General features: G+C 38.1%; 11 protein-coding genes and 1 pseudogene. 6 read left to right on the forward strand and 6 right to left on the reverse strand.

Features of this window, described 5'->3' with window-relative positions; all coding sequences use genetic code 11:
• Positions 1 to 167: 167 nt before the first annotated feature.
• The gene (gene rpmE / locus HRT50_RS06800; RefSeq protein WP_291612683.1) at positions 168 to 380 is read right to left on the reverse strand and encodes a 50S ribosomal protein L31; all 213 of its coding nucleotides are present in this window, start codon (positions 378 to 380) and stop codon (positions 168 to 170) included.
• Positions 381 to 665: 285 nt separating this feature from the next.
• On the opposite strand from rpmE, the gene priA reads away from it, so the two are divergent.
• From priA to HRT50_RS06825, 5 genes are all read left to right on the forward strand, one after another.
• Positions 666 to 2,876 (forward strand): primosomal protein N', encoded by a 2,211-nt coding sequence (gene priA / locus HRT50_RS06805; RefSeq protein WP_291612685.1) that lies wholly within the window; start codon positions 666 to 668, stop codon positions 2,874 to 2,876.
• A 65-nt stretch (positions 2,877 to 2,941) separates the two neighbouring features.
• Positions 2,942 to 3,583 carry an SPOR domain-containing protein gene (locus HRT50_RS06810; protein ID WP_291612687.1) on the forward strand — a complete coding sequence of 214 codons (642 nt, stop codon included), beginning with the start codon at positions 2,942 to 2,944 and terminating at the stop codon, positions 3,581 to 3,583.
• 83 nt (positions 3,584 to 3,666) lie between these two features.
• Positions 3,667 to 4,185 carry an ATP-dependent protease subunit HslV gene (gene hslV, locus HRT50_RS06815; RefSeq protein ID WP_291612690.1) on the forward strand — a complete coding sequence of 173 codons (519 nt, stop codon included), beginning with the start codon at positions 3,667 to 3,669 and terminating at the stop codon, positions 4,183 to 4,185.
• A gap of 85 nt (positions 4,186 to 4,270) precedes the next feature.
• A complete protein-coding gene (hslU, locus tag HRT50_RS06820) occupies positions 4,271 to 5,602 on the forward strand; it encodes an HslU--HslV peptidase ATPase subunit (protein ID WP_291612692.1) in 1,332 nt (443 codons plus the stop codon).
• A gap of 104 nt (positions 5,603 to 5,706) precedes the next feature.
• Positions 5,707 to 6,084: a gamma-butyrobetaine hydroxylase-like domain-containing protein gene (locus HRT50_RS06825; protein ID WP_291612694.1), complete on the forward strand. Its 378-nt coding sequence runs from the start codon at positions 5,707 to 5,709 to the stop codon at positions 6,082 to 6,084.
• A gap of 163 nt (positions 6,085 to 6,247) precedes the next feature.
• Here the strand turns inward: HRT50_RS06825 and HRT50_RS06830 are convergent, their stop codons facing one another.
• Together HRT50_RS06830 and HRT50_RS06835 are read right to left on the reverse strand one after the other, a co-directional pair.
• Complete coding sequence (locus HRT50_RS06830) at positions 6,248 to 8,107, reverse strand: methyl-accepting chemotaxis protein (RefSeq protein WP_291612697.1); 1,860 nt, start codon at positions 8,105 to 8,107, stop codon at positions 6,248 to 6,250.
• Between the two features lie 396 nt (positions 8,108 to 8,503).
• Positions 8,504 to 10,522 carry a bifunctional diguanylate cyclase/phosphodiesterase gene (locus HRT50_RS06835; RefSeq protein WP_291612699.1) on the reverse strand — a complete coding sequence of 673 codons (2,019 nt, stop codon included), beginning with the start codon at positions 10,520 to 10,522 and terminating at the stop codon, positions 8,504 to 8,506.
• A 212-nt stretch (positions 10,523 to 10,734) separates the two neighbouring features.
• On the opposite strand from HRT50_RS06835, the gene rraA reads away from it, so the two are divergent.
• Positions 10,735 to 11,220, forward strand: coding sequence for a ribonuclease E activity regulator RraA (gene rraA, locus HRT50_RS06840; protein ID WP_291612702.1), 486 nt, complete (start codon positions 10,735 to 10,737; stop codon positions 11,218 to 11,220).
• 63 nt (positions 11,221 to 11,283) lie between these two features.
• Here the strand turns inward: rraA and HRT50_RS06845 are convergent, their stop codons facing one another.
• The 3 genes and pseudogenes from HRT50_RS06845 to HRT50_RS06855 all read right to left on the reverse strand — a co-directional run.
• Positions 11,284 to 12,897 carry a GGDEF domain-containing phosphodiesterase gene (locus HRT50_RS06845; protein WP_291612704.1) on the reverse strand — a complete coding sequence of 538 codons (1,614 nt, stop codon included), beginning with the start codon at positions 12,895 to 12,897 and terminating at the stop codon, positions 11,284 to 11,286.
• 101 nt (positions 12,898 to 12,998) lie between these two features.
• Positions 12,999 to 13,532, reverse strand: coding sequence for a hypothetical protein (locus HRT50_RS06850; protein WP_291612706.1), 534 nt, complete (start codon positions 13,530 to 13,532; stop codon positions 12,999 to 13,001).
• Positions 13,533 to 13,555: 23 nt separating this feature from the next.
• Positions 13,556 to 13,879 (reverse strand): annotated as a pseudogene (locus HRT50_RS06855) (hypothetical protein); the annotation flags it as partial.

A 13,879-nucleotide genomic window follows, 5' to 3' on the forward strand; every position in this document is an offset into this window, starting at 1 on the left:
ATTGAGGGGTTAGAGTGATCTCTATTTAACAGACACAAAACAAAGGCCGATATTTACGTTATGCTTTTTTAGCTTTATTAACTGAGAAGTTAGAGTGATATCTATTTAACAGGCACAAAAAAAGCGCCAACAGGCGCTTTTTTACGTTTATCGCAGTAAAGAAGAATCTACTTCTTGCTAAGTGCACCAAAACGTTTGTTAAATTTATCAACACGACCACCGGTCTCAGCTTCTTTCTGCTTACCAGTGTAGAATGGGTGACAAGCAGAACATACGTCTAGGTGAATGTCTTTACCTACAGTAGAACGCGTTACTATAACATTGCCACAAGAACAATTTGCTGTGAATTCAGTGTACTTAGGATGAATACCGTTTTTCATGGGGACCTCTATCTCATTTATGAGAATTTGGGCGTATCGCCACTTAGCCATTTATTATTGCCTATTGCTATAATAGACCAAACGCTAAGCACCATACGTAGTTAAAAATTAATGGGGGCAAATTGTAAAGGATAGTTTTATCAACTGCAACATAAAAGAGCATAAGTAGGCTAAAAAAAGACTTTTGGGGCTTATTTACTAACAAAGCAATAATGTTTCTTGGCAGCTGCCATTACAGCGGGCAAAATAGACTCAACAATTGCTAACCACACCAGTTAATTAACCGTGTCTGAACATTACATTCAAGTTGCTATTCCTGTCCCTATGCGGCAGTTATTTACTTATCAAGTGCCCGAAACATTAAGCTCTCCTGCACTTGAAGTAGGTGAACGTGTCGTGGTGCCTTTTGGCCCGCGCAAAGTTATTGGTATTGTTATTGATGAACATGCAGAGTGTAATTTCGATGTCAGTAAAGTGAAAAGCATTACTGGCCGTCTTAATGATAATTTTAATTTAAGTAAGCCATTAGTTAGCTTTTTACAGTTATGTGCCCATTATTATCACCACCCCATTGGTGATGTTTTTAAACAAGCCCTACCCATATTACTGCGGAAAATAGAAAACATTACCTTAAGTCCTCCTATGGTTTGGCAGGCAAAGACAGTTGATAAAGACCTTAAAGAAATACTTGTTAAACTCGAAAAAAAAGCAGCTAAGCAATTTGCTTTATATCAACTCATCAACAGTCACCACGGCATTAGTTGGGTAGAACTTCGCACCTTAGGCTATAGCAAAGCACAGTTAAATGCTCTACAGAGTAAAGATTTAATTATTGAGAAAGAGCAACTTGCTAGCCAATTTTCTTGGCAAGAAGATACCCTTAATCAAGCTGATAGGTTAGTGCTTTCCAGTGAGCAAGCCATCATAGTCAGTGCTATTAATAATTCTTTAGCACAGTTTTCTTGCCACTTGGTTGACGGGGTTACCGGTAGCGGGAAAACTGAGGTTTATTTGCAGGCCATGGAAGATGTACTTGCTGATAATAAACAAGTCTTAGTGATAGTGCCTGAAATTGGTTTAACACCACAAACATTAAACCGCTTTGAACAACGCTTTAACGTGCCTATTGCTCTGCACCATTCAGGGCTAAATGATAAAGAACGTTTAGCCACTTGGTTAAGTGCTCAACAAGGCAGTGCCGCCATTGTTATTGGCACACGCTCGGCAATTTTCACCCCTTTGCACCGTCTTGGCTTAATCATTATCGATGAAGAGCATGACTCCTCATTAAAGCAACAAGACAGTTTTCGCTATCATGGTAGAGATATGGCCATTCTTCGTGCCAGACAGCTCGATATTCCCATTGTACTTGGCAGCGCTACACCAAGTTTTGAATCACTGCAAAACGCCTTGTCAGGAAAATATAACTACCATCAATTACTCAATCGAGCCGGTAAAAGTAATAAAGCAAAAATAGCGCTTATAGATATGAACCTGCAGCAAGTTGAATACGGTTTATCTGGCACCCTTAAACATGAAATAAAGCAAACAATAGCACGCGGTGAGCAGGTGCTATTGTTTTTGAACCGACGTGGTTATGCGCCAGCGATCAACTGTCAAGAGTGTCATTGGTTAGCTGAGTGTCAGCGTTGCGATAAACCCTACACCTTGCACCAAAAACAACAACTACTTATTTGCCATCATTGTGGTAGCCAAAAACGTATACCTCCTCAGTGTCCAAGTTGCGGCAGTGTTCGTATCGCGCCATTAGGTCAGGGTACCGAGCAATTAGAATCTCGCTTAGCCGAACTATTTCCTGACACTTCTATCGTACGTATTGACCGTGATAGTACCCGAAAAAAAGGTGAATTAGCAAAGTTGCTGCAGGAAGTCACTGATAAAAAACACCAACTGCTTGTTGGTACGCAAATGCTTGCCAAAGGCCATCACTTCCCCGATGTCACCTTGGTTGCCGTACTTGATGTTGATGGGGCTTTATTTAGCTTTGATTTTCGCGCCAGTGAGCAAATGGCGCAACTACTGATACAAGTGGCTGGGCGTGCTGGACGCGCCAGTAAACCTGGAAAAGTATTAGTGCAAAGTAATTATGTTGATCACCCCTTATTACAAGACTTGGTACATAATGGTTACCATCACTTTGCCCATCAAGCACTTACTGAACGTAAACAAGCACGACTACCGCCCTTTACTTTTCAAGCTTTGCTACGTGCTGATGCCAATTACCCTTCGTACCCAGAAAAATTCTTACGGGCGCTAACGCAGCAGCGGTTAGATGGATGTGAGTTTGCTGGCCCAGTTGCGGCGGCAATGGAGAAAAAAGCGGGTAAGTTTAGATACCACTTAATCATTCAAGCTAAATCACGTAAAGATTTACATCGAGCAATTTTACAACTGCTTATGCAGATACCTAACAATGAATGGCAAGGTAAGGTTCGATGGAGTTTAGATATCGACCCCATTGATCTTAACTGGTAACAAAAAACTGAAAGCTTTTCCGTTCATAGAAAAAGTGTTCGCTTTTTATGCTGAGTAGTATTAGCGTGTTTTTTATTATCAGCTCGGTTACACTAGCTAAAATTTTCCCTGTTATCGATCCTTCCCTTTCCATGGCTAATCAAGATTACGTTTCTCGCTCACCGGCAAAAAAGAAAAGAAAACCCCGTAACGATAAAAAACCAGTAAAACATTCCAGTGGCTTGCCAATAAAAGCCAAGCTAGTCAGCCTATTGTTAGTGTCATTAATTGGCGCATTTTCCTATGGTTTATGGTCACTAAAAACAGACCCTAGCACTAAAACCCCCTTAGTTGAGTCAGTTAAAGCAACACCCGATAACAAATCAACAAAAAAGACTACGGAGTTACCTAAGCCGCCTAAAGAAAAATGGACTTATGTAAAGGACTTAGCAAGTAAGGAAATTGAAGTCGGTGAATATAAGGTGGTCGAAAAAGGCCCTTATAAAATGCAATGTGGTTCATTTAGAACACAAAAACAAGCTGAAGTATTAAAAGCAAGAATTGCCTTTGCTGGACTCGAAGCTCAAGTCAAAAGTGTTACTGGAAAAAGTGGCCTTTGGCATAAAGTATTCTTAGGCCCCTACCCCCGTAAACGCCTTGCTGAAAAAGATAAACATAAGCTTAAACGCAACAACATTAATTATTGTCAAATTTGGTTATGGCAATAATTAATATATAACTTCCTCCTTGAAAAAACTACAAAGACCCCAATTACATTAGCATCAATGAATTGAGTTAAAATGAGGTTAATGTGACTACTATTATTTCAGTAAGACGTAATGGCAAAGTGGCTATTGGTGGCGATGGTCAAGTATCACTTGGCAATACCGTAATGAAAGGCAATGCCCTAAAAGTTCGCCGTTTATATAATAACAAAGTACTGGCTGGTTTTGCTGGCGGCACCGCTGATGCATTTACTCTGTTTGAGCGTTTTGAAGCTAAATTAGAGCAACATCAAGGCCACCTAACCAAAGCAGCCGTTGAGCTTGCTAAAGACTGGCGCAGTGATAGAGCGTTAAGAAAGCTAGAAGCTCTACTTGCCGTTGCTGATGAAACCGCTTCGTTAATAATTACCGGTAATGGCGATGTTATTCAGCCAGAGCATGATCTTATCGCTATTGGTAGCGGTGGTAACTTTGCCCAATCTGCCGCCATAGCCCTGCTAGAAAATACCGAATTAAGTGCCAAAGAGATAGTAGAAAAATCATTAACTATTGCTGGCAATATCTGTGTATTTACCAATCAAGAACACACCATAGACGAACTATAGTTCTAGCTCTTGTACTAGAGAAATCTGATTAGAATGCTGCTTGAGTATGAGTCGAGTACTCCTTAGGTGGCAAAGAGGAATAAAAATGTCAAATATGACCCCACGTGAAATTGTCCATGAATTAGATAGCCATATTGTTGGTCAAAGTGATGCTAAACGTGCTGTTGCCATCGCACTAAGAAACCGCTGGCGTAGAATGCAGCTTGATAAAGATTTACGTAACGAAGTTACCCCTAAAAACATCCTAATGATAGGGCCAACAGGTGTTGGTAAAACTGAAATTGCTCGCCGCTTGGCAAAGCTTGCCCATGCACCCTTTATTAAGGTGGAAGCGACTAAGTTCACCGAAGTAGGCTATGTCGGTAAAGAAGTAGAAACCATTATTCGTGACCTGGCCGATATGGCAATAAAAATGGTTAAAGAGCATGAGATGGATCGTGTTAAACATCTTGCAGAAGAAGCCGCTGAAGAACGTATTTTAGATGTGCTTTTACCACCTGCTCGTGACAATTTTGGTAATGATGAAACAAGTGAAAACACCAATACTCGTCAAATTTTCCGTAAAAAATTACGTGAAGGTAAGCTAGATGATAAAGAAATTGAGCTTGATTTAGCCGCGCCGCAAATGGGTGTTGAAATAATGGCTCCTCCGGGCATGGAGGACATGACGTCACAATTACAAAGCATGTTCCAAAACATGTCTAGTGAAAAAACCAATAAACGCAAACTTAAAATTAAAGATGCCTTTAAAGCTTTACAAGAAGAAGAAGCTGCTAAAATAGTTAATCAAGATGACATAAAACAAAAAGCTATTGATGCGGTAGAGCAAAATGGCATTGTCTTTATCGATGAAATTGACAAAATTTGTAAACGTGCCGAGAATTCTGGCGGCGGCGATGTATCTCGTGAAGGTGTGCAGCGCGACTTATTACCTTTAGTTGAAGGTTGTACGGTAAGTACTAAGCATGGCATGATCAAGACTGATCACATTTTGTTTATCGCCTCAGGCGCATTCCAAATGTCTAAACCATCGGATCTTATTCCTGAGCTACAAGGTCGTTTACCTATTCGAGTTGAGTTACAAGCGCTAACCGCTGACGATTTCGTTCGTATTTTAACAGAACCTTTTGCTTCACTTACTGAGCAATATATTGCCTTACTTGCCACAGAAGGCGTAGAAGTAACCTTTACCGATGATGGCATTAAGGCTATTGCTGATGCAGCTTGGCAAGTTAATGAAACCACTGAAAACATTGGTGCACGTCGTTTACATACCATGATGGAGCGCTTGGTTGAAGATTTATCATTTAATGCCGACCAACGAAGTGGTGAAAATATCAGCATAGATGAAGCTTATGTAAGTAAAATATTAAGCGAAGTGATTAAAGACGAAGATTTAAGTCGTTTTATTCTTTAATCGCCCGATAGCTTAAAATTGACAAAAAATATAACGATATAAATAGCGATATAAATAACTTTATAAGTGATTTATAAAAACAAGAGGTTAGATGGTTTACTGCGATGAATATTACCCGTTTTGTTATAGATAATAACCAACACAGCCTAACTATTGAATTTTCTGCCAGTAAAGCGAGTGCAAATGCAGAGCTAAGCTTTGAATATTTACGTATTAGCTCGCCAGAAAACTCAGCGAAAAAACTAAAATCGGGTCAGGTTGCTATTACTAGCCATAAAAAGGCGGTGCTGTTAGTTAATATTGAGAGTGTGGCAAAACATGGTTACCGGTTAATTTTCGATGATGACCATAGCGCTATTTATAGCGAAGAATATCTGCAAGTATTAGCCGTTGAGTATAAAACGCGATGGCAACAGTATTTAGCTGAGCTAAAAGCCAGTGGTCACTCTCGTGAAGCTATGATTGATATAAAGCAGTTATAAAACAGTTATAAAACAGTTATAAAACAGAAAATTTAGCCTAATTAATATCGGCTTTATATTTAAAAGCCAATAAAAAATGCCCTGACTGCAAAAGAGTCAGGGCATTTTTATTAGATTCATTACTAATCCAAGCAGAGCAATTAATCCGTTTCTATAAGGTAAACTATACGGTAAATCGACTAACCTCTTTGGTTAGTACTTCCGCCTGCTGTGATAACTCTTCACTCATACGCTCATTTTGTTTAGCTGACTCGCCAGATTGTTCAGTAACATCTCGAATCATCACTACATGTTGGTTAACTTCTGAGGCAACGGTACTTTGCTCTTGAATTGCAGTGGCAATAGCACTGTTCATATCCATGATCAAAGCGACATCTTGCGTAATTTCATCCAACATAGTCCCTGCAGAACTTGCTTGCTCGGCACTCTCCTCACCTTGATTTCGGCATTCTGCCATTAACAAGACAATCTCTTGAGTACGTTTTTGCAATAAACCAATAATGTTTTCAATTTCTTGTGTTGAGTCTTGTGTTCTACTCGCTAGCGTTCTTACTTCATCAGCAACTACGGCAAAGCCTCGTCCCTGCTCTCCAGCTCTTGCCGCTTCAATAGCTGCGTTTAAGGCAAGTAAGTTAGTTTGTTCGGCAATACCACGGATAACACCTAATACCGAGGCAATGGTGACACTCTCTTTTTCCAGCTCTTTAACAACATTTTCTGAGTCTAACAGCTTCGCAGAAAGCTGACCTATTTGATTAATGGTCTGCTCAACTCCGGCTTTACCTTTCTCTGCATTAGTATTTGTTAGCTCAGCTTTATGGGCCGCTTCTCGAGTATTAGTGGCAATTTCATCGACAGTAGCGACCATTTCGGTTACCGCTGTTGCCACCAAATCAGTTTGTTGCATTTGCGTTTCCACCCCTTCATTAGCATTGTAGATATTTTCTGCCAAACTACCTGTAGCAGAGTTAAGGGTGTTTACTGAGTGGTTAACTTCAACAATCAATGAGCGGAAATTGGTTAGCATATGATTGAATACTTCAGCCATATCCGATAATTCATCGCCACCACTGACATCAACTTCAGTGGTTAAATCATTACTTTGAGCAATTTTATTCATGGTCTGCTGCAAGTTATTGATGCGGTCTAAAATACTTCTGCCTATTAGCCAAGCACTGCCTAAGGCGATCACTAGCACCACAGTAAATAAGCTATATGCCAAGGTATTAACAAAGCTAATATCAGCTTTTACCGCCGCCTCACTCTTCAATAATAGTTGTGCCAGCTCATTGTCAACTTGGTGAACAACATTAAGCATGTCATTCATCACGCCCATTTTCTCATGATAACCAAGCGATTTTTGAGCTGCAACTAACTTTAAGAAAGCACTTTGATAAACTTTAATTAGCTTACTAACTTCCTTCCTTTTAGCTGCAGAGAAGTTACTTTCTTGCACACTCAACAGTAACTTCTTGGTATTAGCTTCAATCTTATCGACATATTTATCATCGAGTCGTAACATAAAATCTTTTTCATTACGCCTTAGCTGTAACATCTCACTACGCAAACGATAATTATTTTTACCTATAAGTGTTTCAACATCATGAACCGCGGCACGAAGCTCTCCATATAAGCCAGACTTGGCATCCAAACCAATTTTATTTTGCAGGACAACAACCTTATTAAATTGACTCAGATACTCAGTTAAAATACTCCCAGTACTGGCTAATTCAGGCATAGTTAAACCAACTTGAGAAAAATCCTTTGTTAGAATATTAATTTGCTGTTGCACTTCGGTCATTTTATTATGAAATTGTTCCGAATATTTCAACGTTTTACGGGTAGAAAAGTCTTTTTCATCGCGTCTTAACTCTAAAACCGATGCTTTAATATCGCCAATGTTCTTGGCAATAGTAATATCGTGTTGTAAAGATGAACTTGCGTAGTTTAATAACACTAGCATCAAGCTCATTGCGACTACTAATATTGTGGTATTGGCGATTAGTTTATGTTTAATAAGCATAGAATTTAACCTTAAAAATGAACCTATATAGAATAAAAACGAAAGAACAAAACTTTACTTATCCATAGCCCATTTTCACTTTCTCTGCCAAGCTATTACCTGCCATCAGAGCAAGACAAAGCAAAGGCGAGAAGAAAGGAGATATAACTTAAGACGTTCCTTTATTTCAGTATAGACATGTATCGGTAAGTATTAGATTTTATTTAATTTATTTACAAAGTTTTATGGTTTTCGGCTGATTTTTCTAAGTTTTCTTAGAATTATTTATTTTTATGAATAAATTGGCTAACCTGAGCTCGGTTTAAGCATACTATTAGACAAGGCTTTTATTGAGACCTCTCTGCTTAGTTAGAGAAAATATAGCTTTTCTTGACTTATAGAGAGCTAATATTAGGATTATTTTCTTTTCAGGTAACGCACTAATTCTTCTTCTGGTAAGGGCTTGTCAATAAAGTAACCTTGCACCGCATCACAACCTAAATGGCGTAAAACATTAAGTTGTTCAACCGTTTCAACACCCTCCGCTAAGACACGTTTACCTAAGCCATGGGAAAGATCTATCATAGATTTAACGATAGTTAGATCGGAGTCATTACTGGCCACTTCGCGAATAAAGCTACGATCAATCTTTATTTTATCTATAGGTAACTCGCGTAAATAAGCTAAAGAGGAGTAACCTGTACCAAAGTCATCAATTGAAACTTTAATACCCATGCTTTGTAATTTAACAATACTGTCCATTGCTCGGGTGATGTCTGTCATAACCACATTTTCAGTGATTTCTAATTCAATATATTTAGGAGGCAAATTATATTTATGTAATAAGTTTTGAATATTAGTAACCAGGCGCTCATCTTGAAACTCAACCGCGGTTATGTTTACCGCAATGGCAACACGGCGTTGGTATAATTTGAACCAGCGTTCACTTGTTTGGCATGCCTTGGCTAAAATGTAATTATCAAATACATTGTGCATACCCAAAGCTTCCACTTCATCCAAGAACTCACTTGGAGCAAGCAAACCTTTTTCTGGGTGTTGCCAACGAACTAATGCTTCGACACCTTCGAGCTTATTGGTTAGTAAGTTTAATTGCGGCTGGAAATATAAAATGAATTCATCATTTGCTAATGCTGCTCTTAACTGTTTTTCCATCAACAGTAAATGTCGTCCCTGTGCCTGCATGCCTTCTTCAAAAGCGACAGAGGCAATATTATTAGTTTCAGCATGATGTAAAGCAAGATTAGCTTTTTGTAAAAGATCCTCAGCTTTTTCGGCATCATCCGGATAAAAACAGTAACCGACACTTCCTTGAATAGTTATCTCTTGCTGCTCATAATGAAAGGTACGTTGAATAAGTTCGTGGATATGACTTACCGCTCTATCGACATGAGAAACCTGCTCGAATTCGATTACAAACATAAATGAATCACCACTTAAGCGTCCTACAGCCTGAGGCATAAAAACACTGTGGTTCAGTCTGCTGGCAATTTCTCCTAGAATATAATCACCTATTTTTAAACCGTAGGTATCATTAACAAACTTAAATTGCTTTATATCGATTAAGAAAACCGACAGTTTTAACTGACTTTTGCTGTTTTTATTTACTTGGTTTAATTCATCTATTTTATCCGATAACTTAGCCATGACTTGCCCACGATTAAGTGCTCCCGTTAACGAGTCATGTTTACCTAGATATTGCGCTCTGTTAATGGCATTTATAGCGGCAAACCGCTCAGCTCCTTGCATCCAAATGAGTAAAGTAAAACCTAGGATACTATGTGCAGCAACATCAAAATATAATAAAAACAACTCTAGCTGGCGAAACCAAGGCTCTGTTAAAGCCACAATAGAAATAAAAGAGTGAATCAAATACCGAAAACCAATAACCGTAGCAAAATACATTAATACTTGGCTAGAGAAATAATTCTTTTTATCAAATAAAAGGTAAGTTGCTAAAGCGAGAAAACTGCACCCCAAAATAAAACTAGGTAGGCTAATGGTTAAATAAAAATGATTGAAAGCTTGGCTGGGCTCAAAGGCGAAGAGCATTGTTGTGGTTAAACTGACGGCTATAGTTAAAGCCAATCCTCCTATTGATACTTTCTTGGGGATTACTTTATTTGTTTTAGCATTGTACACGCCAAGTAAAAGAAACAATAAAAAAGCATACTGACAGGTTTGTAGAATAAATTCAGCGATATAGTACCAATTGCTATTGGCCAAATTCGCGCTGGTATAGGGGAGCAAAGCTTTAATAAGGTAGCTAAAACTTAACATGCCGATACTGACTAACCAGTACAGCACATATTTACGAAAGAAGGTGCGATAGTAAACAATAAAGACAAATAACAATACCGAAAAAACTACGGCTTGTGTCGCAAATAAAAAAGTCCGTGGGGTAATATATTCCATCATAAAAAGTGTTTAATCATAACTATCAAGAGTTCCGCTTAAAGCCTGTATTTATCGAAAAGAGAACTTAGGTTTTAGTCGTAAAGATAGTGCTATTAAAAAGGCTTTTACCTTTAAATTCAAGTAATACCCGCTAAATATATAATAGGTTTTCTTTTATAGATAACAATATATACTGATATTGAATATTTTCTTCAAATAAAAAGAGAACAAGCATGCAATATAACACCTCTGAATTATGTGACTTTTATGCCGATTTAATTGATGTTGTTGATCCTATTTTTTGTAATTACGGTGGTTGCAGCTCATTTGCCGGCAAGGTAGTCACGGTAAAGTGCTTTGAAAATTTGGGTTTGATAACTGAGTTAGTCAATTTGAATGGCAAAGGGAAAGTGTTAGTTATTGATGGTGGTGGGTCAACCCGCCGTGCGCTTATTGATGTTAATATTGCCCAGAGTGCTGCTAGCAATGGCTGGGAAGGTATTGTTTGCTATGGAAGTGTTCGCGATGTCGATGCTTTAGAAGATATAGATATTGGTATTCAAGCACTCGTGGCTATTCCTGTTGGGGCAAGCGATCAAAGTGTTGGTGAAACTGATATTGCCATCAACTTTGCTGGCGTAACCATGCTACCTGATGACCACCTTTATGCTGACAATACTGGTATTATTCTATCTGCTGAAGCGCTAGATATAGAATAAAGTAAGGCTAACGCTAATGCATTAGCCTTAATATTTAGACAGCTAAGACTTAATAGCTAATATTTAATAAATAGACGGCCTTGCTTCTGGAGGGATTGAGCTTGGGTGCTGTAAATACCACTTTTCTAGCCAAATTTCTATTTCATCAGGTACCACACCTGAGTGAATAATATCCCCCTGAATTAATTCACCTCCCATGGCAATATAGGCTTGTGATGCATCATGCCTGTCAATGTTTGTACCAATAAGTGGAATTTTCATACTGCGTGTTAAGGTAACTAGCGCATTGGTGATCGCCTTATCTACTCGATTACTACTATCATTTGATAATTGCTGACAATTCACTTTCAATTGATGTATGGCCATTTTACGCACATAACGTAGTGATTCATAACTGCCAGAAAAGTTCGCAATGGAAATACTTATATCTAATGACTTCAGTTGATCTATGATGCTTTTTACCCGTAGACTTGCATTGAGCATGACTTGTTCATTTAACTCAATCATTAAATATTTACCTGCGATGCCATGCTGTTGTAACTTTTCCTCAATGAAGTCAACCAAGTCCACTTCAAACAAGTTTTCACTGGCTAAACTCACGGAAATACGTTGATATACACCGATACGGTGTAAAGTCTCAAGGGTGGTAAAGGCTTGCTCAAACATATATTTGGTTAAGCAATATAGTTCACCACTTTGCTCAGCAAGCTCTGAAAATTCGGATAACTCAAGTGGTTTACGGGCACTCTTCTCATACCAATGAACTTTTAATTGAAAGCCGACAATAGTATAATTCTTTATATTTACTTGCGGCTTTAAGTAGCAATGTAGCTTTTCATCGTGAATGTCTTGACGAAATGCTTCCATCCGCGCTAACTGGCTTTGTGTATATAGGATGCTGCTATTATCAAAATAGCTAATGACTTGCTGGGATTTTAATCCATTGAGTAAGGCATCACCCGCATGGGCAATAACCTCTTCAACAGTATTGCCATGCTCTCCTGATATTGCGATGCCAAAAGCGAGTTCAAAGTTTAAAGAATAACTTTTAAAGCTCATAGCATCAGGAACGGCTTTACCTAGTTGTTGGCACAACTCATTCAACATACTTTGATCATCGAAGCGGCTATCAGTTAAATCATAAACAACCAAAAACTGTAAGCTTTGCAAACGTGCAATACGAACGGGTTCTGGACTAGCGCCAAAAGTTAATAATTTCTTATTGTTAACTATTTTTTGCTGTAAACAATAAGCAAGTTGCAGTAATAAAATATCTGAATTGTGATAACCCAATAAGCTATTCACTTGTTGAAAATTAATAGGTTTGAATACCACTGCGGCATAACGTTGCCCAGTACTTGACTTGATTGCCGATTCGAAGGTTTTTAACGCTTGTTGTGCGGTAGGTAAGTTAGTTACTGGATCATGAGTATAAGTAAAAAGCTCTTCAGCACTGATGGTTTCTTTGCCAGCAGTGCTATTTTCTGTAGCAAAGAGTTTTTGGGTAAGCAGCCAAGCCAGAGTAATGGCGATAATGATAGCAATAACATAACTGGCCGTTGCAATTAAACCAATAGGTAACTGTTCGCTATAAAGCTGAGCAAATAGTGCTGACAGAGCAACTATAACGATAAAAATAGTGAATAAAAAAAAGTACTTGGCGTTAAAACGACTCATATTTAACAACACCCATCCAGGGGGAATTTACAAATGCAAAAATATAGCCTAATAAAAATATAGCCTTTTGTACAGATATTCTAATTATTTAAGGTCTAAGCTTAAGAGATACAAACACTTTGTTTAATGTTTGACGAAACACTGGTACTGTCTTCAATAGTGAGTAATGAATCAACTAAAAAAAGAAAGCCATTTAAGTTATCACTAGACCAATAACGCTTCAGCTGTTTATCACCTGTGACTATTAAGGCAACAAATTTCTTATATGCAGCACTATCATGATTTTCAAAACACTTTTTACTTACTACTTTAAGGCGACCTTTGCCTTTTAAGCACTCTCTGAAAATAATACTGTAATTATTGATTAATGGGCTAATTAGCTCAACGTGTATGATGAACTGTTCATTTTCACTTGCTTTAGCTTGCACTTTTAAACGTGCTAATCTAGCTTGAGCAAACTCTTGTCCACGAGTGGCAAAAAGTGTCATTGAGTCTGCTAATACTTTATTTTCCTTGCGAGTAGTAAAACTGTCACGTTTTTGGCTTATTAGCTGTCGTTGTAGCTTCTCTGCGCGAAGGAAGAAATAGATACTAATCACGACAAAGATAGCGGTTATAATTAAAACAAAAAACATTAAGATACCTTAGACTGATTAACTTACTTAATGTTAACAGATTCAGCTATATGTGCCAAAAATAGATAAGGATCTATATCTTTATATCCGGGTGTACTTATTGAATATTTCACTGTAATTGAAAAGCTACCTAAATTAGCAAAGGCTCGACTATTTAAAGCTTGTATCAACTTATCGACTTTCATATTCGCCTCCTCACTACTTAAATGCTCAAATATCAACAAATACTCACCCTGGTTAAGTAATCCGGCGTAATCAAACGCTGTTAATTGACCATTGATTAAGCTGGCAATATCTTTAGTGACTTCATTAATTCTTTTATTATTAAAATGAAAAGCCCGCTCTTG

The sequence above is a fragment of the Colwellia sp. genome, assembly GCF_013215345.1.
GTDB lineage: Bacteria > Pseudomonadota > Gammaproteobacteria > Enterobacterales > Alteromonadaceae > Colwellia.